Annotated in this window: 24 protein-coding genes; 11 read left to right on the plus strand and 13 right to left on the minus strand. The window is 72.3% G+C overall.

Annotated elements, in window-relative coordinates:
* The first annotated feature begins 23 nt into the window (after nucleotides 1-23).
* Nucleotides 24-395, plus strand: coding sequence for a hypothetical protein (locus LV78_RS37315; protein ID WP_253850922.1), 372 nt, complete (start codon nucleotides 24-26; stop codon nucleotides 393-395).
* On the opposite strand, the gene LV78_RS37320 is transcribed toward LV78_RS37315, so the two are convergent.
* On the minus strand, nucleotides 382-792 hold the full coding sequence (locus LV78_RS37320; RefSeq protein ID WP_253850923.1) for a hypothetical protein: 411 nt from the start codon (nucleotides 790-792) through the stop codon (nucleotides 382-384). The two genes, LV78_RS37315 and LV78_RS37320, sit on opposite strands and share 14 nt — an antisense overlap.
* A complete protein-coding gene (locus tag LV78_RS37325) occupies nucleotides 789-1,925 on the minus strand; it encodes a hypothetical protein (protein WP_253850924.1) in 1,137 nt (378 codons plus the stop codon). Before LV78_RS37325 ends, LV78_RS37320 begins: the two co-directional genes overlap by 4 nt.
* Nucleotides 1,926-2,523: 598 nt before the next feature.
* On the opposite strand from LV78_RS37325, the gene LV78_RS37330 reads away from it, so the two are divergent.
* Complete coding sequence (locus tag LV78_RS37330; RefSeq protein WP_253850925.1) at nucleotides 2,524-4,557, plus strand: helicase; 2,034 nt, start codon at nucleotides 2,524-2,526, stop codon at nucleotides 4,555-4,557.
* 542 nt (nucleotides 4,558-5,099) lie between these two features.
* Nucleotides 5,100-5,282 (plus strand): hypothetical protein, encoded by a 183-nt coding sequence (locus tag LV78_RS37335; RefSeq protein ID WP_253850926.1) that lies wholly within the window; start codon nucleotides 5,100-5,102, stop codon nucleotides 5,280-5,282.
* 530 nt (nucleotides 5,283-5,812) lie between these two features.
* Here LV78_RS37335 and LV78_RS37340 read toward each other — a convergent pair.
* Nucleotides 5,813-6,178, minus strand: coding sequence for a hypothetical protein (locus tag LV78_RS37340; protein WP_253850927.1), 366 nt, complete (start codon nucleotides 6,176-6,178; stop codon nucleotides 5,813-5,815).
* Between the two features lie 644 nt (nucleotides 6,179-6,822).
* Nucleotides 6,823-7,131, minus strand: a complete 309-nt coding sequence (locus LV78_RS37345; RefSeq protein WP_253850928.1) for a hypothetical protein — start codon at nucleotides 7,129-7,131, stop codon at nucleotides 6,823-6,825.
* 182 nt (nucleotides 7,132-7,313) lie between these two features.
* Between LV78_RS37345 and LV78_RS37350 the strand changes: the two genes are divergently transcribed.
* The 3 genes from LV78_RS37350 to LV78_RS37360 all read left to right on the plus strand — a co-directional run bounded on the left by LV78_RS37350 (nucleotide 7,314) and on the right by LV78_RS37360 (nucleotide 9,314).
* Nucleotides 7,314-8,189 carry a helix-turn-helix domain-containing protein gene (locus LV78_RS37350; protein WP_253850929.1) on the plus strand — a complete coding sequence of 292 codons (876 nt, stop codon included), beginning with the start codon at nucleotides 7,314-7,316 and terminating at the stop codon, nucleotides 8,187-8,189.
* Nucleotides 8,186-8,362, plus strand: coding sequence for a DUF397 domain-containing protein (locus tag LV78_RS37355; RefSeq protein ID WP_253850930.1), 177 nt, complete (start codon nucleotides 8,186-8,188; stop codon nucleotides 8,360-8,362). Before LV78_RS37350 ends, LV78_RS37355 begins: the two co-directional genes overlap by 4 nt.
* Nucleotides 8,363-8,960: 598 nt before the next feature.
* Entirely contained in the window at nucleotides 8,961-9,314 is a 354-nt protein-coding gene (locus LV78_RS37360) for an SH3 domain-containing protein (RefSeq protein WP_253850931.1), read from the plus strand.
* A gap of 71 nt (nucleotides 9,315-9,385) precedes the next feature.
* On the opposite strand, the gene LV78_RS37365 is transcribed toward LV78_RS37360, so the two are convergent.
* The 4 genes from LV78_RS37365 to LV78_RS37380 form a co-directional block, all read right to left on the minus strand.
* Nucleotides 9,386-10,141: an alpha/beta fold hydrolase gene (locus LV78_RS37365; protein WP_253850932.1), complete on the minus strand. Its 756-nt coding sequence runs from the start codon at nucleotides 10,139-10,141 to the stop codon at nucleotides 9,386-9,388.
* Between the two features lie 90 nt (nucleotides 10,142-10,231).
* Nucleotides 10,232-10,669, minus strand: coding sequence for a response regulator (locus LV78_RS37370; RefSeq protein WP_015803744.1), 438 nt, complete (start codon nucleotides 10,667-10,669; stop codon nucleotides 10,232-10,234).
* The gene (locus tag LV78_RS37375) at nucleotides 10,666-12,162 is read right to left on the minus strand and encodes a sensor histidine kinase (protein WP_253850933.1); all 1,497 of its coding nucleotides are present in this window, start codon (nucleotides 12,160-12,162) and stop codon (nucleotides 10,666-10,668) included. The genes LV78_RS37370 and LV78_RS37375 overlap by 4 nt, the downstream gene beginning before the upstream one ends.
* Nucleotides 12,163-12,164: 2 nt before the next feature.
* On the minus strand, nucleotides 12,165-13,334 hold the full coding sequence (locus tag LV78_RS37380) for a PP2C family protein-serine/threonine phosphatase (protein ID WP_253851000.1): 1,170 nt from the start codon (nucleotides 13,332-13,334) through the stop codon (nucleotides 12,165-12,167).
* Nucleotides 13,335-13,471: 137 nt separating this feature from the next.
* Here LV78_RS37380 and LV78_RS37385 point away from each other — a divergent pair, with 137 nt between their 5' ends.
* Nucleotides 13,472-14,254: a lysophospholipid acyltransferase family protein gene (locus tag LV78_RS37385; protein WP_253851001.1), complete on the plus strand. Its 783-nt coding sequence runs from the start codon at nucleotides 13,472-13,474 to the stop codon at nucleotides 14,252-14,254.
* 245 nt (nucleotides 14,255-14,499) lie between these two features.
* Nucleotides 14,500-15,606, plus strand: coding sequence for a YeiH family protein (locus LV78_RS37390; protein ID WP_253850934.1), 1,107 nt, complete (start codon nucleotides 14,500-14,502; stop codon nucleotides 15,604-15,606).
* Here LV78_RS37390 and LV78_RS37395 read toward each other — a convergent pair.
* Nucleotides 15,571-16,038, minus strand: a complete 468-nt coding sequence (locus LV78_RS37395; RefSeq protein ID WP_253850935.1) for a YkvA family protein — start codon at nucleotides 16,036-16,038, stop codon at nucleotides 15,571-15,573. The two genes, LV78_RS37390 and LV78_RS37395, sit on opposite strands and share 36 nt — an antisense overlap.
* Before the next feature lie 74 nt (nucleotides 16,039-16,112).
* Complete coding sequence (locus tag LV78_RS37400) at nucleotides 16,113-16,697, minus strand: TetR/AcrR family transcriptional regulator (protein WP_253850936.1); 585 nt, start codon at nucleotides 16,695-16,697, stop codon at nucleotides 16,113-16,115.
* 97 nt (nucleotides 16,698-16,794) lie between these two features.
* On the opposite strand from LV78_RS37400, the gene LV78_RS37405 reads away from it, so the two are divergent.
* A complete protein-coding gene (locus LV78_RS37405) occupies nucleotides 16,795-17,826 on the plus strand; it encodes an NAD(P)-dependent alcohol dehydrogenase (protein WP_253850937.1) in 1,032 nt (343 codons plus the stop codon).
* A gap of 25 nt (nucleotides 17,827-17,851) precedes the next feature.
* Here LV78_RS37405 and LV78_RS37410 read toward each other — a convergent pair whose 3' ends face one another.
* Both LV78_RS37410 and LV78_RS37415 read right to left on the minus strand, forming a co-directional pair.
* Complete coding sequence (locus tag LV78_RS37410) at nucleotides 17,852-18,049, minus strand: hypothetical protein (RefSeq protein WP_253850938.1); 198 nt, start codon at nucleotides 18,047-18,049, stop codon at nucleotides 17,852-17,854.
* A gap of 78 nt (nucleotides 18,050-18,127) precedes the next feature.
* Complete coding sequence (locus LV78_RS37415; protein WP_253850939.1) at nucleotides 18,128-19,354, minus strand: glycosyltransferase family 2 protein; 1,227 nt, start codon at nucleotides 19,352-19,354, stop codon at nucleotides 18,128-18,130.
* A gap of 514 nt (nucleotides 19,355-19,868) precedes the next feature.
* Here LV78_RS37415 and LV78_RS37420 point away from each other — a divergent pair.
* Together LV78_RS37420 and LV78_RS37425 are read left to right on the plus strand one after the other, a co-directional pair.
* Nucleotides 19,869-20,435, plus strand: a complete 567-nt coding sequence (locus tag LV78_RS37420) for a sigma-70 family RNA polymerase sigma factor (RefSeq protein WP_015803734.1) — start codon at nucleotides 19,869-19,871, stop codon at nucleotides 20,433-20,435.
* Nucleotides 20,436-20,440: 5 nt separating this feature from the next.
* Entirely contained in the window at nucleotides 20,441-21,169 is a 729-nt protein-coding gene (locus LV78_RS37425) for a zf-HC2 domain-containing protein (protein ID WP_253850940.1), read from the plus strand.
* A gap of 159 nt (nucleotides 21,170-21,328) precedes the next feature.
* On the opposite strand, the gene LV78_RS37430 is transcribed toward LV78_RS37425, so the two are convergent.
* Nucleotides 21,329-21,667 carry a DUF742 domain-containing protein gene (locus LV78_RS37430; protein WP_253850941.1) on the minus strand — a complete coding sequence of 113 codons (339 nt, stop codon included), beginning with the start codon at nucleotides 21,665-21,667 and terminating at the stop codon, nucleotides 21,329-21,331.
* Nucleotides 21,668-22,295: the final 628 nt, after the last annotated feature.

Below are 22,295 nucleotides of genomic sequence, written 5' to 3' on the forward strand. Positions count from 1 at the left end.
ACCGAGGCGAGGGGGAGTGGACCGTGGAGCCCAGGGAAGTCGTGGACCGGTTGTTCGAGCGGTTCGCCGCCGGGCGGTTCGACGCCATCATCACGGTGCAGGACCGCGAGTCCGAGGACCGCTGGGTGCAGCTGCGCGGCAACTCGATCAACCTGCCCCACCTCACCGACGTCCCGCCCGACGAGCTCCTGGAACCGCTCGACCTGTTCGGGGACCTGCCGTGGGAGGTCGAGAGCTGGGAGCCGAACGGCTACGCCACGATCGACTGGGGGCCGGTCGGCGACGACGGGGAGACCGCCGCGATGGCGACGGCCCTGACAGCCGCCCTGGGACGGCTGCTGGCCCACCTCGGGCTGCCCGCCGACTCGGAGCGCTGGGTCGTCACCGAGGGCTGACCCCGCCCTCGTCGCCGTCCGCGACCTCGTACGAGCGAACGGAGAGGCGCAGTTCGTCGTTGGGCGGCACGAAGTCGATGGTCAGAGCTTCGATCACCGTGCCGATCGGCGGGTAGTCGGGCTCGGTCACCGCCGTCCCGCCCTCGCCCAGCATGACGAAGTCGATGAACGCCGCGACCTCGCTCGCGGGTTCGATCACGGAGGCCTCCACGCCGAACCGTCCCCGGTGGCCGGTGACCACGCAGCGCACCACCTGGAACTGCCCCAGCCCGCTCAGCTCCCAGAGCTCCTCCACGGGCCTGGAGAAGAGCCTCCCCCTCGCCCGGCTGCCGCTCCTCATCGTCCGGTCGCCGCCGGGTGGTGGGGCGCCCGCGTCGGACGCCCCACCCCCGCTCACGGGTTCCACCGCACGGCCTGCTTGCCCGCCGCCCCCACGACGTGCCCGACCACGATCCCGTTCCCGCTCGCCCCCGACGCGACCGACCCCGTCGAGCCCGGCGGCACCGGCAGCGGCGTCACGCCGCCCGACGTGTCCCAGCGCACCGCGAACCCGGCCGTCCCCGCGCCCGCCTGCCCGAACGCCCCGCCGATCCCGTCCAGCCCGACCACCGAGCCGTTCACCTGCCCGGACGGCAGCGGCAGCTCCTGCGGCGTCCCGTCCGCCGCCCACGCGACCGGCCGGGACGCCTCGCCCTGGTCCTCCGCCCAGCTGCCCACCGACCGGCCCGCCGCGTCCACGTCCGCCACCACCGCGGCGGTCCAGCCCGGACCGCCGCGCAGCTCCACGACCGAACCGCCCGCGCCCCACCGGAAAGCCCGCAGGGCGAACTCCGCGTCCCGGTAGCTCGCCACCACGTGCTCGCCGTCGATCCCGGCCGTGCGCAGGTAGTCCTGGCTGGTCACCCCGAGGTCGGTCGCCACGCCCGCCGAGTCCCACCGCATCGCGTGGTAGCGCCCGTCCGGCCCCAGCGCGGCCCCGGACACGTTGCCCGCCCCGTCCACCGACGTCGCCCGGCTGTCCCGCGTCCCCAGCCCCGGCAGCACCCGCAGCGCCCCCGAGGTGTCCCAGGTGGCGGCGTGCGTGACCCCGCTGCCGTCCGTCGTGTTCCCGACCGCGAGCCCCGCGCCGTTCACCGCGTCCACCGTGCTCTGCCCGCCACCGGCGATCTGCGGCAGCCGCACCACCCGCCCGTCCGCCTCCCACCGCACGGCGTTCACCCACGTCCCGCGCACGTTCAGCAGCCCCGCGCCGCTCGCGTCCACGCCGACCGGGAACGTGCGCGACACCGGCACGGGCGGGAACTCCCGGACCGAACCACCGGCCCAGCGCACCACCACCCGGTTCCCGTCGCCCCGGACCGACCAGCCCAGCGCGACCCCGGAACCGTTGACCACCACCGCTTCCGCGTCCCGACCGGGGGAGAGCGGGGTGAGGACCGTGAACCCGGTGGTCGCCGCCACCGCGGGTGTCGCCGACGCCACCAGGGCCGCCGCCACGACGACCGCCGCACCGCGGAGTCTGCTGCTCAACTCGTCCTCCCGTTGCCGCACCGGGGGATTCCGCGCCGGAACCCCGCGACACCCACCCTGGCGCAGTCGACCGGTCGCCGGAAGAGGGGAAGCGGAAGGGGAGTCGGGGGGTGCCCGAAAGTGCGCCGAGCGCTGGATGGCGGGGAAGGACTCCTCGCCGGGGACCATTCCGCGCGCGCGAGCGAGAGTGCCCGCAGTGACGCGGGAGAAGGGGCCGGAGACGGACCCACCGGGCTCGGGGAAGGTTTGGCAACCACCCGGTCGGTCCGCCTCCGGCGAACCCCGCCCCCCGGTTCCGACTCCACGCCGTCGGCCCTGGGACGGGGACGTTCAGCGGGCGGGACGGCCACTCCACCTGCCGTTCCGCTCGCTTCGAGGGTGACAACGGCGGGTCGGGGGCGGACCTGAGGGCTTCACCCGGCCGACCGGGGGAACCGCGCGGCGGAACGTCGCGGAATGCTGCGCCGGAAAAGCGCACGGTGCTATACAAGACGATTGCAGGTTTTTTCGCACAATCGCATGAATGTCTTGGAAAGAATTATATCACGAGGGGGCAAGTGTGACTCGGAAGAATTCACCGGAACCGGGAGAAGCGCAGGTGGACGGCCCTTCGGCGGAACCGGACGGGCTGGGTGCGGAGCGCGCCAGGTCCGCCGAGCGGTACCGGCGGCTGGACGCCGAGCGGGCCGAGACCCGGCGCCGCCTGGACGCCGCCCTCACCGACCACACCGACCTGCCGTGGCAGCGCGAGGTGGCCGTGCGCACCCTCACCGACCGGCTCGCCGGGCTGGACGCGGCCGACAGCGGGCTGTGCTTCGGCCGCACCGACCACGTGGACGGCGGCACCACGTACATCGGGCGCACCGGCCTGTCCGACGAGGAGCAGGGGACGCTGCTGGTGGACTGGCGCGCCCCCGCCGCCCGGCCGTTCTACACCGCGACCGGCGCGCGTCCCGAGGGCGTCACCCGGCGGCGGCACTTCCACGGCAGGGGGCGCGTGCTGGAGGACTTCCACGACGACGAGCTGGGCGCCGACCCAGGGTCGCTGCTGCGCGCGCTGGCCGCGCCGAGGGACGGGGTGATGCGCGACATCGTCGCGACCATCCAGGCCGAGCAGGACGAGGTGATCAGGCTGGAGCACCGGGGCGTGCTGGTGGTCGAGGGCGGCCCCGGCACCGGCAAGACCGCCGTGGCGCTGCACCGCACCGCGTACCTGCTCTACACCCACCGCGACCGGCTCTCCCGCTCCGGCGTGCTGCTGGTCGGCCCGAACCCGCTGTTCCTGCGGCACATCGGCCGCGTGCTGCCGTCGCTCGGGGAGAACGACGTCGTGTTCGCCACGCCCGGCGAGCTGTTCCCCGGCGTGGTCGCGGTGGCCGAGGACGAACCAGGGGTGCGGCTGCTGAAAGGCGGTCTGGGCATCTTGGACGTGCTGCGCGAGGCTGTCGCCGACCGCCAGGAGCTCCCTGCCGACCCGCTGCCGATCGAGCTGGAGGACGTCACCGTGCCGGTCACCGCCGCCGTGGCGGAGGTGGCGCGCGCCCGGACCCGCGAGCTGGGGCTGCGGCACAACGCGGCCAGGTCCGCGTTCCACCGGCACCTGGCGGAGGCGCTGGTCGAGCCCGCCGTGGCGCTGATCGGCTTCGACTGGCCGGAGCTGGTCGCCGACGTGCGGCGGGAGCTGCGCGCCCACCCGGCGGTGCGCGCCGCGGCGGACCTGCTGTGGCCGGAGCTGACGCCGCAACGCCTGCTGGCCGACTTCTACGGCGGTCGCTGCGCGGCCCTCGGCCACCCGGAGCTGCGCCGGGAGCGCGGGGACGCGTGGACGGTGTCCGATGTGCCGCTGCTGGACGAGGCGGCCGAACTGCTGGGCGACGACGGTTCGGCGGCCCGCACCGCCCGCGCGCGGCGGCGGGCGGACGTCGAGTACGCGCAGGGGGTGCTGCACGTCATCGACACGGACGCGGCGATGCACGAGGAGGAGCTGCGGGCGGTCGACCTGGTGGGCGCCGAGTGGCTGGCCGACCGGCACGAGGCGCGCGACCACCGCTCCCTGGCGGAACGCGCCGAGGCCGACCGGGAGTGGGTGTACGGGCACGTGGTGGTGGACGAGGCGCAGGAGCTGTCCGAGATGGACTGGCGGGTGCTGATGCGCCGCTGCCCGTCCCGGTCGATGACGATCGTGGGGGACCGGGCGCAGCGGCAGTCGGAGAGCGGCACGGCGGACTGGGGGCGGGCGCTGGGGCGGTACGCGGGGGACCGGTGGGTGCACCGGGTGCTGACCGTGAACTACCGCAGCACCGAGGAGATCATGGATCTGGCGGCCGAGGCCCTGGCGGAGGCGGCCCCGGACGCGGTGCCGCCGACGTCCGTGCGGCACGGGGAGAAGCCCTGGTTCGCGGTGGTCGAGGGGGAGGGGGAGTTGGACGCGCTGATCGCGCGGGCGCGCCCGGCGGACGGCACGTTCGCCGTGATCAGCCCGGAGGGACCGCTGACCCCCAAGCGCGCCAAGGGTTTGGAGTTCGACGACGTGCTGGTGGTCGACCCGGAGCGGATGACCCCGGCCGAGCGGTACGTGGCGCTGACGAGAGCGACCCGCAGGCTCGGGGTTGTGCGCACCGGGAGGAGGTGAGGGGTGGTTCGGTGGGAGTTGGGCGCTGAGGGGGGAGGGGGGAGAGGTTTGGAGGTGGGGCGCTGAGGGGGAGGGAAGTTGTTCGGAGGTAGGGCGCTGAGGGGTGAGGGGGGCGCTTCGGTGGCTGGGCGCTGAGGGGGAAGGAGTGGCTCGGAGGTGAGATGCCAAGGGGAGGGAGTAGCTCGGGGCTGGAGCGTTGAGGTGCGAGGGGAGTTGTTCGGGGGCAGGAGCACCTGTGGTCGGCCGGTCTTACCGATGTTGCCGGTGTTGCCGGTGTTCCCCAGGATGGTTCGTGGTGGCTGGTAGTGCGGGCGGGGGTCTGCGGGCGGGGGGTGTGCGGGTGGGACGGGTTTGCTGTTCGGGTGGTGTTGCTCTGGGTCATCGGTTCGGCCGTGCGGGGGAAATATCCGCCCGATGCATAACGGGGGTGGGCATCGGGCACCCCAGGGTCCCCCACCAACCGGTCCAGAACCCTTCCTCCCCGGCGATCCCTCCGCCACAGGGGAAGGCGTGCTGGCCACCGCTCGAAGAGGAGCGAGACCATGGGCCACAAGCGAGACCTCATCGACGTCCTCAGCGGTGACGAGTTCGACCAGCCCTCACCCTTCGGCCTGATCTACCCGGTGCGCACCGGCGACGGCGGCTGCCCGCCGGACCAGCGCGGCCGGACCTGGGAGTACCTGTTGGCCTGTGGCCGCGACCTGCGGCCCTCGATCACCTCGTGATCCGGTCCACCACGCGCCCGGACCACCCGGATCACCACGAGTTCCACCGCGTCCACGACGAAGACCCGCGCACCTGTGCTCAGCCCGGCGCGCGTGCGCGGGTCCGGTGGCCGCTTTCCACGCACTGACCACCATTGAGACCTGAACCCTGCGACCTGAACACCGAGACCTGAATACTGAGACCAGGCCACTGCGGGTGCTCGTGGCTCGTCGCTCGTGGCCGGTGGTTGACGGTTAGAGTTCGTCGCACTGCCCGTCGCGTCGCACACGGGGGTCGCCGTGCTCGAACCCGAGACCGAACCTGGCTTGGCCGACCACGCGCCGGATCTCCCCGGCACCGCGTTCGCGGTCCTCTACGGCACTTTCACCCCGCATCCCTGGCACGACCCTGATCGCGACCCGTACATCGTCTTCCACGACCGCGCGAAGAGCATGGGGTGGCTGGACGACACCGGTATCCGGATCACGGGCACCGAGCAGCACCAGACCGGCGCACCCGGCCTGTGGCGCATGAACGATGCCGGACTGCTTCACCCGAGCACACCGGCTACTGCCACACCTGCCAGCGCCACGCCAGCCACCGCCACACCGGCCACCGTCACGCCAGCTAGCGTCACACCGACTACCGCCGCGCCAACCGCTGATGCGCCAACTAACACCGCACCAGCCATGACCGCGCCGCCCGCTGATGTAGTGACCACCAGTGCGCCGATCACCGATGTGTCGACCATCAGCGCGTCAACCACGGGTGTGTCGAGTACCAGCGCGTCGAGCACCAGTGCGTCAACCACGGGTGCGTCAACCCCAGGCACTCCCGCCGTCAGTGCGCCCGCCACTAGCGCCCCCTCCACCAGTGCACCCGCCGGCGGTGCGCCCACCACCAGCACCTCAACCACCAACGCCTCAACCACCTGTACCCCGGCCAGCGGCAAACCTGGTGGTGCGTTTGGTGAAGGTGGGTTTCCTGAGGCTGTTGCGTGGTTTCAGGTTGAGGTTGTGCCGGTTCGGGTGGGTGAAGGGCTTCCGGTGCAGCCGTTTGTTCGGTGTGCGGTCGACTCCCTCCAAAGGATTGGTGCGCTTCGGCTTCGGGCTGTTCAGGTTCTGCTGCCTGTTGGTCTCCTCTCCGGGCTTCGTTGGCCGCCTTCGGTCGCTACCGCTGGGTGGTTGGGCGACGCTGCGCCTGGTGCGCGGGTTCCGGTGCGGATCACCGTGGACGGTGGGCAGGATCGTGGACTTGGTGCGGTGGAAGGGAAGTTTCTGGACGCCTTGGCTCGGGCGAACCAGGAGGTGTTCCGCCTTGGGGACGGGGTGGGGCGGGGTGAGGGTGTTGGGGGTGTGCCTGCGCCTCCGGTTCACGACAGCTTCTGGGACGGGCCGTCTCGGCATCGGGTTGTGCTCAGCGGGAGTCTGAGCGAGTGGAGTGCGGAGTCGGTTGGATGGGTTGCCGGGTTCCTCGCCGAGTTGGGCGCCCAGCTCGGGGTTGAGGGGAGTTTGGTGATCACGGTTGAGGAGCGTTCCGCAGACCTCGGGGGCGGCCGGCTCAGGTGGTGAGCCAGATCAGGTGGAGTTTCACCCCCTTCTCGTCCTGCGCCAGGCGGGTGAACGTGGTCAGCGCGCTTTCCGGGCTCGCCGAGCACGTGCGGAAGTCGCCGTCCGTCGACGCGACCTCCGCCCTGTCCTCGAAGGCCATGCCGTAGGCCGCCACCCAGCCCTCCTGGGTCTCCGGGTACTCGTGGGCTATCGCGAACAGCTGCGGCGCGTCCTCGGCCGCCAGGGTGGCCAGCCACCACGACTGCGGGGCGGGGAGGTTCGTGGGGGTCGGGTCGGTGGTCGGGGGATGCGCCTGCATGGGGTGTGCCCTTCGGTGTCAGCGGGGTCTCGGTGTCGGCGGGCGGTGCGGCCGGCTGGGGTGGTTCGGGGGCCGGTGGTTTTATTTTACCGGGGGATTTGAACCGGGTGTTATGAACCTAAAGGGTGAACTGTGGGGGTGCGCGATAGGCTCTCGCCGTCCCGAACCCCCTGGAAGGGCACATGCCGAGCACTCAGACGCGGGCCAAGCGGAAGCTGGGGAGGCGGCTCGCCCAGCTGCGGGTCGACGCCGGGCGGCGGCCCGAGGAGATCGCGCTGGCGCTGCGGAAGTCCGCCGGGCTCGTGTCGAAGATCGAGAACGGGCACGTCATGCCCGACTACCCCACGCTCCAGGTCATCCTCGCCCGGTGCGGGGTCGTCGACGCCGCAGCGCGCAGGAGCGTCGAGGAGCTGTGGGAGGAGGCTCGGAGCAGCGCCAAGCCGGTCGAGGTCTCGCCGGGGATGTCCCTGAAGTACCGGGCTTACCTGCGGGCGGAGGCCGACGCGGCTGGTGTGCTCACCGTGGAGCAGACCGTGGTTCCCGGACTGCTCCAGACGAGCGCTTACGCGGCGGCCGTGCAGGGGACGACGCTGCGGCAGGTGGCCAGGGACGGCGCCAAGAAGGCCGTCGAGTCGCGGATGGCGCGGCAGCGGCGAGTGCACTCGGACAGCGACCCGCTCGTGGTGCACGCGGTGGTCGACGAAGCGGTCGTCCGGCGGGTGGCCGGTGGGGTCGAGGTGATGGTCGAGCAGTTGCGGCACCTGCTCGTGCTGCAGGAGTTGCCGAACGTCACGATCCAGGTGATCCCCTTCGAGCGGGGGCTCTACGCGGAGATGGTCGGTCCGTTCGTGCTGCTCAGCTACGCCGATCCGGTGGAGGACCCGCCGCTCGTCTACGTCGAGCACCGGGGTGGTGGGCTGTGGGTCGAGGACGGGGCGGAGGTCCAGGAGTTCCTGGGGGCCTTCGCGGAGAACGCGGGGATCGCGCTCTCGCCCGAGGAGACGAGCGCGCTCATCCGGCAGCGGATGGTGGAGTTGGGGGAGGCGGGGGAGTGGTGAACGGGGCGATCCGGTGGCGGCGCGGCAGTCGCAGCGGGCCGGACAACAACTGCGCGGAGGTCGCGCGGGTGGGGGGCGGGGTCCTGGTGCGGGACAGCAAGCGGCCGGACGGGGGCGTGCTGGTGTTTCCCTGCGCCAGGTGGGACGGGTTCCTCGCCTCGCTCCGGCGCTGATGGCGGGAGGCGTGGGAAGGGCGGGCAGCGCTGTCGACCGGTGGCGTCGAGGGGCGGGCAGCACCGTCGAACGGTGGCGCTGATGGCTCGGCAACCCCGCTGACGGCAGCAGGGCCCGGCTGGGTCGAGGGCCTGGCAAGGCCGTTGACCGGTAGCGCGGAAGTGACGGCGACATCGTCGGCCGGTGGTGCCGAGGGGCTGGCAGCACTGTCGACCTGCGGTGCCGACGGGCCTGGCAACACCGCTGATCGGCAGCACCGAGAGCCCGGCAACACCACTGGCCTGCGGCACCAAGAACCTGGCGGCGCCGAGAGCTCGGCAACACCGTTGACCGGCGGTGCCGAAAGTCCGGCAACACCACAGGCCGGCAGCACCGAGAGCTCAGCGGCACCGTCGACCGGCAGCGCCGAGAGCCCGACAACACCACTGACCGGCAGCGCCGAGAACCCGGCGACCCCGCCACCCTGCGGGGTCGGCCGGTCGGCTGCGGCGTGCCGAACACCCCCGGCGCTCGCGCTGCAACCCCGCGCCGAGGGCGCCGCGTACCACCGGTGTCCGACACGAGTGGATCTTCGGGTCCAGGGCACAGGGAGCACCCGTGAAGTTGATGAAGTCCGCAGCCGCGCTCGCCCTCGCCTCCGCCGCGCTGCTCGCGGGGGCGGGCACCGCCTCCGCGGGCAACCAGTCCTACCCCGTCTCGTCGTGGCTGGACGTGAACGTCCGCACGTGCGCCTCCACCTTCTGCAAGCCGGTCGGTGTCGCCGAGGTCGGGTACACGACGTACGCCACCTGCTGGACCAGGGGGGAGCTCATCATCGAGCACGGCATCACCAACGACGTCTGGCTCCAGGTCGGGTCCACCGACACCGGCGTGTGGGGCTACGCCAGCGCCGTGTACTTCCGGGGCGACGAGCTCGCCAACCTGCCCGCCACGGCCCAGTGCCGCGTCTGACCGGCTGACGGCCCGCGCCGCGTCCCTCCGACCCGCCGCACCGGTCGGAGGGACCACCGGGCCCCGCGCGCTCACCCCAGGAAGTGCCTCCGCAGCGCCGGGGCCAGCTCCCGCGCGGGCACCCCGTGCCACTCGCCCGGCAGCTCCAGGTACTCCCCGGCGCCCAACCCCCGAGCCGCCGCCCGCGCCCACCCGCGCAACCGCTCGTCGCTGGCCTCGCTCGCCACCACCAGCGCGGGCACCCCGATCGACCCCAGCGGCGGGGGTTCGGCGGTCACGGTCAGGTCGTACACCAGGGTGTGCGCCAGCGCCTCCAGGCCCGGCCACACCGGCGACTCGCGCACCCCCACCAGCAGCTCCGCCGGGACCCCGATCGTGCGCTGGAAGTGCTCCACCGCGTCCCCGCGCCGCCCGGCCGCCACCAGCGCCCCCACCTCGGCCGCCAGCAGGCCGTCGTCGGGCTCGCCGGACAGCGGCGGCTCCACCAGCGCCACCGCGGGCACCGGCAGCCCGGCCGCCACCGCGTGCAGCGCCAGCACCGCCCCCGACGAGTGCCCGTGCAGGAACGCGGGCCCGCCCACCGCCTCGACCAGCGCCCCGAGGTCCTCGACCTCGCGCGCCACCGAGTACGGCAGCACGTCCCCGCTCTCCCCGCGCCCCCGCCGGTCGTACGAGAGCACCGCGAAGTCCTCGGACAACGCCACCGCCAGCTCGGACGGCCCGCCCACCCGGTACGAGCACGCCCCGCTCACCAGCACCACCAGCGGACCCGAGCCGATCAGGTCGTACCCGATCCGCGTCCCGTCCCGCGACACCGCCTCAGCCATGCCGGGAAAGCTACCGACGACCCCCGACAGGGAACGGGGCCGAGACCGTCACCTGATCAGGCGAAATCGGTCCCGGCCCCGCCGAGAAGATCAACGCGGCAGCTTCACCACGGTCACGAAGAAGTCGTCGATCTGCCGCACGACCTCGATGAACCGGTCGAAGTCCACCGGCTTCGTCACGTACGCGTTCGCGTGCAGGTTGTAGCTGCGCAGGATGTCCTCCTCCGCCTCCGACGTGGTCAGCACGACCACCGGGATGGTCCGGAACCGCTCGTCGGCCTTGATCTCCGCGAGCACCTCCCGGCCGTCCATCTTCGGCAGGTTCAGGTCCAGCAGGATCAGCCCCGGCCTCGGCGCGTTGCCGTACGGCCCCTCGCGGCGCAGGAACTCCAGCGCCTCGACGCCGTCGCGCACGATGTGCAGCTGGTTGCGGATCTTGTGGTGCTCGAACGCCTCCTGGGTCATCAGGGCGTCGCCGGGGTCGTCCTCGACGAGCAGGACGTCGATCACGCTCAAGGGGTCGCTCATCGCTTGTCCCCGGTCTCCTCTACGACGGGCAGGGTGAACTTGAAGGTCGTGCCAGGGCTCTCGGCCGTCTCCAGCCAGATCGTCCCGCCGTGGTACTCGACGATCTTGCGGCACATCGAGAGCCCGATCCCCGTGCCCGGGTAGTCGTCCCGGTGGTGCAACCTCTGGAAGATCACGAAGATCCGCTCAGCGTACTCCGGATCGATGCCGATCCCGTTGTCGGTCACGGTGAACGTCCAGAACTTACCCGTTCGCTCCACCCCGATGTCGATCCTCGGCGCCTGCTCCCCGTGGAACTTCAGCCCGTTGCTGATCAGGTTCCCGAACACCCCGCTGAGCAGCGACGACTCCCCGCGTACGGACGGCAACCCGCTGTGCGTCACCACCGCCTTCGACTTGCCGATGATCTCCGAGTAGCTGTCCACCACCTGGTCCACCAGCTCGCCGCAGTCCACGATCGTCTGCTCGCGGGTGATCCGCCCGACCCTGGAGAACGCCAGCAGGTCGTTGATCAGCACCTGCATCCGCTTGGCCCCGTCGACCGCGAACTGGATGTACTGCTCGCCGCGCGCGTCCAGCTGCCCCGAGTAGCGCCGCTCCAGCAGCTGGCAGAAGCTCGCCACCTTCCGCAGCGGCTCCTGCAGGTCGTGCGAGGCCACGTACGCGAACTGCTCCAGCTCCGCGTTGGACCGCTGCAGGTCCTTCAGGTCGGACACGATCCGCCTGCGCATCGCGTCCACGTCCTCGGCCAGCATGACCGTCTCGCGCGGCCCGCTGGTCTCCACCGCGTGCCCGTAGTCGCCCTCGGACACCTCCCGCACCTGCGCGGCGAGCGTGGCCAGCGGCCGGATCAGGATGCGGTGCAGCACCACCGCGACCCCCGCGATGATCACCGCCAGCAGCGTGCCCAGCGCGATGCACAGCCACAGCAGCCGGTCGGCGGTGCGGTCCAGCTCGGCGCGCGCCGAGTCCACGTCGCGGGACATGTCCGACTGGAGCTGGTTCACCGACCGCCTGACCTGGTCGAACAGCTCCTTGCCCACGGTGGTGCCGCCCACGCCCGGCTCCGGCCGCCCGTTCTGGGTGACCTGCGCGATCAGCCGCTCGGCGTACTCCTCGCGCCAGTCCTGCGCGATGCCGCGCGTCTCGGCCAGCCGCGCCAGCAGGTCGGGCCGCGAGCTCTGCAGCGCAGACGTCACGCCGCGCGCCGCGCTCTCCTCGGCCTCGATGCCGCGCGTGTACGGCGTCAGGAAGTCCGAGGACGCCGACAGCGCGTACCCGCGCAACCCGGTCTCCTGGTTGACCAGCGCCGCGTCCATCTCGATCACCAACCGCCGTGCGGGCCCGATCTGGTCGAGCACCACCGCCCGCTGCTTGTCCAGCGAGTTGAGCGCGAAGCCGATCGCGGTGACCGCCCCGCCCGAGACGAGGATCAGGATGGCCACGGCCGCGGCCAGCAGCCTGCTCGCGGGCCAGCGGTCGCGGTAGTTCATAGTCAGCTCTGCTCCGATATCAACAGCACGGCCATGTCGTCGTCCAGTTCCCCGCCGTTCAGCTCCTTAACCCGCGAGATCAGCGAGTCCAGGAGCTCGTCCGGGTCGATCGGGCCGCCCCGCGCCCCCGCGCGGACCTGCCCGATCAGCTCGATCAGCCGTTCCGAGCCGAGCCGCTCCGAGTCGTTGCCCACCCGGCCCTCAACGAGGCCGTCGGTGTAGATCATCAACGACCAGTCGGGCGGCAGCTCGACGTCCAGCGCGTCCCACTCGCTGTCCGGCAGCACGCCCAGCGGCAGGCCCGCGCGCGTCCTGGGCAGCTCCACGATCTTGTCGCCCGCCATCAGGATCGGCTCGGGGTGCCCGGCCAGGAACACCCGCGCGGACCGCCGGTCGGGGGCCACCGAGATCATGCACGCGGTGGTGAACAGCCCCGGCTGGTGCCGCTCCAGCTCCAGCAGCTCGTGCATCGTGTGCAGCACCCGCTCGGGGGTCTGCTCGGCCAGCAGCAGCGCCCGCCACGCGATGCGCAGCAGCACGCCCAGCGCGGCCTCGTCCGGCCCGTGGCCGCACACGTCGCCGATGATCACGTGCAGGGTGCCGTCGTGGGCCTGCACGGTGTCGTAGAAGTCGCCGCCCAGCAGCATCCGGCTGCCACCCGGCCGGTAGCGCTCCTTCACCAGCGGCGCCGGTCCGCGCAGCAGCGGCGACGGCAGCAGGCCGCGCTCCAGGCGGGTCTTCTCGGCCGCGTGCAGCTTCTCGTCCCGCAGCTGCCGCTGGGTCTCCTCGGCCTGCTTGCGGCCCACCGCGTACCGGATGCCGCGCAGCAGCGCCGCGCCGTCGACCTGCCCCTTGACGAGGTAGTCCTCGGCGCCCGCGGCGACCGCGCGCATCCCCTGGTGCTCGTCGTTGAGCCCGGTCAGCACGATGATGGCGGCGGGCGCGGGCTGGGCCAGCAGGTTCAGCAGCCCGTCCAGGCCGGTGGTGTCGGGCAGGCCGAGGTCCAGCAGGACGCAGTCCGCGCCGGACAGCTGCGTCGTGGCCTCGCGCAACGTGCGCGCGCGCAGCAGCTCGACGTCCGCCCCGACCTCCTCCAGAAGTGCTTCGACCAGGATGGCGTCGCCCTCGTCGTCCTCGACGAGAAGCACGCTGATGCGGTCGACCGCGCTCATGGGCACGTGCGGGACCCTAGCTGAACCTGATCAGGCGGTGGACGGGCAGGGAAGCGTTCCCAGTGGCGGCCTGCCTCGGGGCGGCGCGCGGGCCCGGACCGGCATGTCCGAGGATTCCCGTCGTGAGCTTCTCCGAGATGGTGGCGTTGACGCCGAGGCTGCCCCGGCGCGGCCGGGGGATCTGGTACGGACTGGCGATCGAGTTGATCTGGCCGCTCCTGGTGCTGTTCGTCCGGATGCGCATGACCGGGCGCGAGAAGGTGCCCAAGAGCGGCGCGGTCCTGCTCGCGTCCAACCACCTGTCGAACGTGGACCCGATCCTGCTGACCGCGTACGCGCTGGCCTCCGGGCGCATCCCGCGCTACCTGGCGCGGGCCAACCTGTTCACCGCCCCGGTGATCGGCGCGGTGATGCGGTCCGGCAGGCACATCCCGGTCGACCGGGGCAGCGCGCGGGCCGGGTTGGCGCTGGACGCGGCGCGCACGGCGCTGGCCGACGGCGAGTGCGTCGGGGTGTACCCGGAGGGCACGTTCACCTCCGACCCCGACCACTGGCCGATGCGCGGCAAGTCCGGGGTGGCGCGGGTGGCGCTGGCGACGAGGACGCCGGTGGTGCCGGTCGCGCAGTGGGGGCCGGAGCGGCTCCTCCCGGAGGGCTCGGCGCGGCCCCGGCCGTGGACGAAGGTGCAGATCACCTGCGGCGACCCGGTGGACCTGTCGGACCTGTACGGCAAGCCGATGACCAAGCAGGTGCTGGACGAGGCGACGGCGCGGATCATGGCGGCGATCACCGGGCTGCTGGAGGGGCTGCGCGGCGAACCCGCGCCCGCGCGCGAGCTGGTGGACCGGGCGGACGCGCGGCGGGTCGCGGACGTGGCCCCGGAGCAGGAGCCCGAGGCGGAGCGGCGGATCGCCGAGTGATCGAGGGGTGGACGGCGGAGAACTGGTGTTTCCGCTGTTCACCGCGTTCTGGTTCCACTTTTTGAGAAGTGGTGACGGGGTGCGCCCGGCTCGTTACGTTCGGGTGAACATTGTTCCCGGCGCACCCCGGAGCGTGCTGGCATGGGTGATCGCACCTGGTTGACGGAGGACTGGCTCGCGGTCTTCGCGGGCCTGCTCCTGCTCGCGCTGGCGCTGACCGGCGTCATCCCGCCCGGACTGGTCCCGTGAGCGCGGAGGAGCGGGCGGGCGTCGCACCCGACGAGGCCCCCGAGCGCTCGCCGCTGAGGGGCGCGGTCCTCGGCGTGCTGGTCGTCCTGGCGCTGTCCGCCGCCGCCCGCTACCTGTCCACCACCGTCCCCGACGCCACCGAGGGCACCTCCTGGGAGGGCGTCGGCGCGGCGGTCGAGTTCCCCGTCTACGCCATCGCCCTGGGCCTGCTCGGCAACGCCCTCCTGGGCGCGCTGGGCGTGCGGGACCGCCTGGCGGGAGGCTTCCGCACCGAGTTCTTCATCAAGACCGGCCTGGTGCTGCTCGGCGCCTCGATCAACCTCGCCGTCCTCGCCGACGCCGCCGGCCCCGCGCTGGCCCAGTCCGTCGTGCTGATCACCCTGGTGTTCGGGTTCTCCTGGTGGCTCGGCGGCAGGCTCGGGCTGGACGAGAAGCTGCGCGCGCTGCTCTCGGCGGCCGTCGCGATCTGCGGGGTGAGCGCGGCCATCGCGGCGGCGGGCGCGGTGCAGGCCAAGCGGGAGCAGCTGGCCTACAGCGCCAGCCTGGTCATCGTGTTCGCCCTGCCGTCGATCTTCCTGCTGCCGCTGGCGGCGACCGCGCTGGGCCTCGACCCGCGCACCACCGGCGCGTGGATCGGCGGCAACATCGACACCACGGCGGCGGTCACGGCGGCGGGCGCGCTCGCGGGCGAGGAGTCGCTGCGGATCGCCACGATCGTCAAGGTCACCCAGAACGCGCTGCTGGGCGTGGTCGCGGTCGCGCTGACCGCGTACTTCGCGCTGCGCGTGGAGGGGCGGCGCCCGGACGTGTCGGCGGGACGACAGCTCTGGGAGAGGTTCCCCAAGTTCGTCCTGGGCTTCCTGGCCACCTCCGCCATCGCCACCGCCTACCTCGCCACCGCCGACCCCGCCTCGGGCAAGGCGGCGATCGGGGTGGTCAACGACCTGCGCACGTGGTTCCTGATCCTGGCGTTCACCAGCATCGGGCTGGAGTTCCGGGCGGGCGCGCTGCGCCAGGCCGGGTGGCGGCCGATCGGGGTGTTCGCCGCGTCGACCGCCGTGAACGTGCTAGCCGCGCTGGGGCTGGCCGTCGCGCTTTTCTGACTCCCAGCGCAGGTAGCCGCCCGCCGCCGCCGACAGGCTGGTGAGCAGCCACACGCCCACGCCCGCGTCGTCGGTCACGCCGATGATCGGCAGCAGCTCGGGCAGCAGGTCGACCGGGGACACGATGTACACCAGCGCGAACGCCCACGCCGCGAGCTGACCGCCGCCGATGCCGTAGGCCTTGCGGTCGCGCAGCATCCTGGGCACCGCCCTGGCCCGGTCGACCACCGAGCCCAGCGGTTCCGGCTCGCCGTTCGCGATCCGCCTGGCGCGGCGGCGCGCGCGCAGCACGAGGCCCGCGACGATCGCGGCGACGCCGAGCGCCAGGACCAGGCCGCCGGAGGCGCCGGGGGAGAGGCCGACGATGTCGGCGTCGCGCCAGATCAGCGTGGACGCGCCGAGCAGGACCAGTAGTCCGCCGAAGAGGATCACAGGCCCAATGGTAGGGGGGCGCGGGGCCGTCGTGGAGCCCGAACGGCGGTGAGCAAAGCGGCGTTTGAGCGCTCTCAGCGCATGACCGCGCGCCGCACGGTCTCGCGCAGCAGGGACCTGCGGCGCTCGTGCGCCTCGGCGGGCTCGTCGGCGCTCGCCGCGTAGGACGTGCTGACCGGCGACCAGGCCAGCGACATCGAGATCACCAGCACCATCACGTCGAACGGGTCGCCGGGCACGACCAGCCCGGCGGCCTGCGCCTCGGCGATCGCGCGCAGCTTCCCGTCCTCGCGCCGCTCGTGGTCGGGCACGAGGTGGCCGGACGGGCGGCGCTCCAGGCGGGTCCAGGTGGCCAGCCGCACCACCTCGGGCCGGACCAGGTAGTCGTCGTACAGCCGCACCGCCCAGTCCGCGAGGTCGGTGGCGTCGATCGGGACCACGTCCACGATCCGGTCCATCAGGCTGCCCAGCACCGCGTCGAACAGGCCGTCCTTGCTGCCGAAGTACGCGTAGAGCTGGGCCTTGTTGGTGCGCGCCGCCGCCACGACCCGCTCGACGCGCGCGCCCGCGATGCCGTGCTCGGTGAACTCGGCGGTGGCCGCCTCGATGATCCGCGCGCGGGTCGCGGCGCCCTTCGGGGTCAACGCCTGCTCCGCCATGCGCCCAGAGTAGCAAACAGAACAGTTGGTTTGCTTTTGGCCGGAGGTCGCCCTACGGTGAAACAAACCGAACAGTCTGTTTGAAGGAGTGCCCACGATGAGGACCACCACCGGGTGGCGCGCCGACGGCGGCGAGCTCGTGCGAACCGCGCTCCAGCGGCGCGACCTGCGGCCCGACGACGTCGCCGTGCGCGTCGACCACTGCGGGGTCTGCCACACCGACCTGCACCACCTGCGCTCCCACGACGGCGGCTCGCCCCTGGTGCCCGGCCACGAGTTCACCGGCGTGGTCACCGAGATCGGCCGGGACGTCACCGCGTTCGCGGTCGGCGACCCGGTGGCCGTGGGCAACATCGTCGACTCGTGCGGGACCTGCGCGCCGTGCCTGGCGGGCCAGCAGAACTTCTGCCGCGAGTTCCCCGCCCTCACCTACGCCGGGACCGACCGGCACGACGGCAGCACCACGCTCGGCGGTTACAGTCGCGAGTACGTCGTCCGCGAGGCGTTCGCCCACCACCTGCCCGCAGGCCTCGACCCGGCCGCCGCCGCGCCGCTGATGTGCGCGGGCATCACGGTCTGGGAACCGCTGCGCGCGCTCGGCGTCGGACCGGGCACCCGCGTCGCCGTGGCCGGGCTCGGCGGGCTGGGGCACCTGGCGGTCAAGCTCGCCGTCGCGCTCGGCGCGGAGGTCGCGGTGATCAGCCGCACCGCCGACAAGGCCGACGACGCGCTCGCCCTCGGGGCGAGGGGTTTCGTGGTCTCCACCGACCCCGATCAGGTCGAGCGGGCGCGCGACCGGTTCGACGTCGTCGTCGACACCATCGCCGTGCCGCACGACCTCGCGCCGTACCTGAGGATGGTCGCCTGGGACGGCACGCTCACCCAGGTCGGCTACCTCGGCGCGGTGACCGTCGAGACCATGGACCTGCTGGTGGGGCGCAAGAAGCTCAGCTCCAGCGGCAGCGGCGGGCTCCCGGCGACGGCGGAGATGCTCCGGTTCTGCGCCGAGCACGGGGTGGTCGCCGACGTGGAGGTGCTGCCCTCCGCGCGGGTCGGCGAAGCCCTGGAGCGGTTGGGGCGCGGCGACGTGCGCTACCGGTTCGTGCTCGACCTGAGCGACCTCGACTAGCGCGAGAGGTTGCCGCGCAAGGGGATCAGCGCCACCGGTCCGCGGCCGCGACGCACAGCAGGCTCACCGACGCGACCGCGCACCCGGCCGCCGCGCCCCCGCGCCACGCGACCTCCTCGGTGACCGCGAGCACCCCGTTCCACACGGCGACCACCAGGAACACTGCGGCCAGCGCCAACAAGGGCCTGGACCAGCTCCGCTGCCCGACGCGCTCCGCTCCCATGCTTGGAGAAGCGCTGCGGAGAGCCATTGTGTTACGCCTCTGGCGGGTTTCGCCACTCCCGCCAGAGGCGCGACCCCGTCACACCGCGAGCCCTCGCGCGGGTTCGTCGGCGGTGAACCCGCTCCAGTGCCCGACGTGGAAGGACCCCGGCCCGGTCACCCGACCGCCCAGCTCCACCCCGCGCTCCGCGACCGCCCGCGCCGTGCCCGCCGCCTGGCGGTCCAGCACCGCGTCCACCGCGGCCCCGTCCAACCCCTCGATCTCGTCCCAGAACGTCATCACCCGGTTCACGTACAGCGCCACCAGGTGGTCCCGCGCGGAGGTGAACCAGCCCTCCGACAGCGCCACCACCGCGTCCGCCAGCAGCTCCGGCCACACCTCGGCGCCCACCCGCAGCCCCCACGGCGCCGACACCAGCCCGCGCGCCGCCGGGAACAGCGCGAGCACGTCACCCCGGTGCGCCGCCAGGTACCGCCGCACCGCGTCCGCCACCCGCGCCACCACCGCCGGGTCCTGCGGCACCGCCGCCACGTCCACCGCCTGCCGCAGCCCCGACCCGCGCGGCGCGGTGTCGCGCACCCGGTCGGTCGCCAGCACCACGTGGAACAGCGAGTCCAGCACCTGCTGCGGCAGCCGCAGGATCTTCGGGAACGGCGAGTTGTGCAGCTTGCGCCCCAGCGGGACCTCCACCAGCCGCAGCCCCTCGCGCAGCGCGTTCGCGGTCAACCACACGTCGATCCCGTACAGCTGCGCGCTGTCCGGCCGCTCCCAGGTCGCCGCCCGCTCCAGGAACGCCCGGTTGAACGCGAACTCGCCGCCGATGGGCTGCTGCACGTGCGCCCCGTACACGGCCGCCAGCAGCGGGCTCACCAGGTGGTTGGTCGTGTTCGCCTCGTACCGGTCGCGCCGGTAGCAGGGCAGCGCCATCACCGGCTCGTCCCCGTCCACCGCCTCGGCCAGCGCGCCGACCCAGCCCGGTTCGGCCGAGCGCACGTCGGCGTCGAGCAGCAGCACCCGGTCCGCGCCCAGCTCGCGCGCCCGGTCGAAGACCGCGAGCACGTTGGTGCCCTTGCCGGTTCCCTCGCGCCCGCTGCGCGCCACGACCTTGCGCGCGCGCAACGGGGTCTCGGCGAACCGGGCCACCGTGCCGTCGGCGCTGCCGTTGTCGGCGAGCACGACGGCGTTGTCCCCGTGGGGGAAGGCAAGGCGCAACCCGGCGTCGGCGGCCTCGGCCACCCCGCGCACGGTCCGCTCCTCGTCGCGCGCGGGGATGCCCACGACGGTGACTCCGCTGTTCCGCGTCATACGCGGGAATGCTGGGCTGTTCGGGTTACGCGGCTAGCGCGTTCAGGTAACAGCTCGTTGGGACCTCGTCGACGACCTGGGGGCGGCGTGTTCTTCCCGCGCTGCGAAGCAGTGCGAGACCACCAGCCGCTGCACCGAGGTCAGTGCTGAGGCTCCGGGCGGTTGGCTCTTCTGCCCGGCTCGCGTCCCGGCTGTCCTGTCGAGAGCTTCGGGAGGGCCCTTGCAGTCGGCGGGTCCCGCTGCGAGAGTCGCCGTGTGCCCCGTCGCTCAAGCCGCCGAACGAGCCGGGAGGCGCTGCGTCTTTGCCCAGTTCGGACGCCCGTCGGACGTCTGAACGGTCCACTGTGGATGGACCGAACGGACTAGTGCGCTTACTGCCGCGCGGTGCAATCGAAATCGGACGCCGAACTCCGGGAACGGGCGGGTACGAGAACGGACCGGTGACGGTTCACAAACGATTCGACCACTTTTTTTGCCCGGAAAAGCTCGACTTTTGACCTCCCGGCGCGCTTGGATGCTCCGCGTGGCGCGGCAAAGACGCACTCAACACCAAGAAGAGCGGGATCGTCCCCTCAGAGAAGCGCGTCCCGAGGACGAGCTGATCAGGAGGCTCTACCGGGAGTTCGGCAGCGGGCTGCTCGGGCACGCCATGCGGCTGACCGGCAGCGACCGGCAGTGGGCCGAGGACATCGTGCAGGAGACGCTGGTCAGGGCTTGGCGCAACGCCGAGAAGCTGGAGCGGGACCCCGTCCTGCTGCGGTCCTGGCTGTTCACCGTCGCCCGCAGGCTCGTCATCGACGACCGCCGCAAGCGCAGCGTGCGCCCGCAGGAGTCCGAGCTGACCCCCTCCGACGAGGCCCCCTCGCACGACGAGGCGGACCGGACGCTCGCGGCGATCGTCGTCGCCGAGGCGATGAACGGGCTAACCCAGGAACACCGGGAGGCTATTCTCGAAACGTACTTGCGCGACCGTACCGTGGGGGAAGCCGCGGAGGTGCTCGGAGTTCCGCCGGGCACGGTCAAATCCAGGGTCTACTACGCACTTCGCGCCCTGCGGCGGGCGCTTCAGGATCGGGGCTGACACAGGTGAGTTCGCTGCCGAACCACGTCGACGTCGCGGCGTACGTCCTCGGCATCCTCGACGAGGACGAGGTCGACGCCTTCGAGAACCACCTCGCCCAGTGCCGCCGGTGCGCGCTCGACCTGCGCGACTTCGCGCAACTGCCCGACCTGCTCGACGAGGCCAACGCCGCGGGGCTGCTCAGCTCCGACGCGGGCGAGCGCCCGGACGGCCGCTCGGTGCGCTCGATGCTGGACGTGGTCTCCCTGGACCGGGCCCGCAAGCGCCGCACCTACTCGCTCTTCGCCGCCGCCGCCGCGCTGGTGCTGGTGGCCCTCTCCTCGGTGGTCACCTACCGGATCGCCTCCTCCGGCGAGCTCGTCGCGCAGGAGGGCGACGCGTCCCGGCCGACCCAGGTGGCGCAGGGGGGCGCCGACGCGCCCGGAATGCTCAGGGGCGCCAACGCCGACACCGGCGCCTCGGCGCGGATCAGCGCCTCGCCCGAGCCGTGGGGGACCTCGCTGGAGTTCGAGGTTCAGGGCGTCGGGGCGAAGACGGGCGAGCTGATCGCGAAGTCGCGCGACGGGAAGTCCTACTCCGTCACCACCTGGCTCGCCTCCGCCGAGGGCGCGGGGGACGGCGAGGCCGTCACGCTCGCGGGCGGGGTGGCCCTGCGGTGGCACGAGATCGAGGAGTTCGCGGTGCGGGACAAGGACAGCGGCGCGGTCCTCCTGCTGCTGCCGACCTCGGACTGAGCCGGGCGCGGACCGCCCTGGAAGCCAGGTCCGCGCGGCGTCCTTCCGAACGGTCGTCCTGGACGACGAACCCCTGAACGGCGAACGGCCCCGGAACCTGAGCGGTTCCGGGGCCGTCGACGTCTCGGGGGTCGTGCTCCGTCGCGTGTGGACGGTCGGCTACAGGCCGCGCAGCCCGGCGAGCACCCGCTCCATCAGCGCCATGGTCGGGCCCTTCTCGCCCGTCTCCATGTTCTCGTGGATGTTGATCAGCGTCAGGTCGGACATGTCCGAGAGCAGCACCCGGACGACGCCCAGGGGGAGGCGGAGCCTCGCGGACACCTCCGCGACGGAGTGCGGGGTGCGGCAGAGGTCGCTGATCACGCGGTGCTCGGCGGTGGAGGTCAGTGCGTCGCGTCCGACCCGCTCGTTCGTCGAGACGATCGTCTCGATGGCGAGGCTGGTCGTCGAGCGCGTCCGTCCGCCCGTCATCGTGTAGGGCCGGACCCTAATCGTCACGGTGCTCCTTGGCGGTCGTCGTGGTCTTCACGGGCCGGGCGCGGTCAGGTCACTTTTCGGTCACTGAACGCGCTTGAACGATAGGGGTACGGGGAGTCGCTGTCGCGAACTTCCCGTTATCTGGGAAAAATTCGAGTATTCCGTCACGATCGGTACAAGGTCGCATTCGATCCGTGATGAAGCCCAGGTCGGCTCGGTCGATCTTCAATCCTCCGTCCCACGTGCTGGGAAAATCAGCCCGGTGGACGGGTGTGTCGAACCCCTCGTGAGGCCCTGTGCTGCATCGATGCACAAACGCAGGGTGACCGGACTTGTTCGGCTTCCCGTCACTCCGCGTTTTCGGCAATACCGTTTACTAGCAACGCTAACTACTCTCCGGCGTGCCCTGAGTGGACGGCGCGCGGCGCGCGGTCCGTCCACTGCGGATCGTTCCGGGGCTGGTCGGGCCCCCTCGGCTCTTCTCGGTCGCCTGAGGCGGGGTGCCGCCCCAGGCGACCTCCCTGGCTACCCGATGGGGGTCGCGTTGACCATGCGGCACCTCGCAAGAACGCTGGGGGTCGGGTGTCCTGGTGATGAGCTCACCACCGCTCGGCTTGTGGCCGGTGCAGAAGCTAGCCAGGGGGAGAGC

Source organism: Actinosynnema pretiosum (genome assembly GCF_024171695.1).
GTDB classification, from domain to species: domain Bacteria; phylum Actinomycetota; class Actinomycetes; order Mycobacteriales; family Pseudonocardiaceae; genus Actinosynnema; species Actinosynnema pretiosum.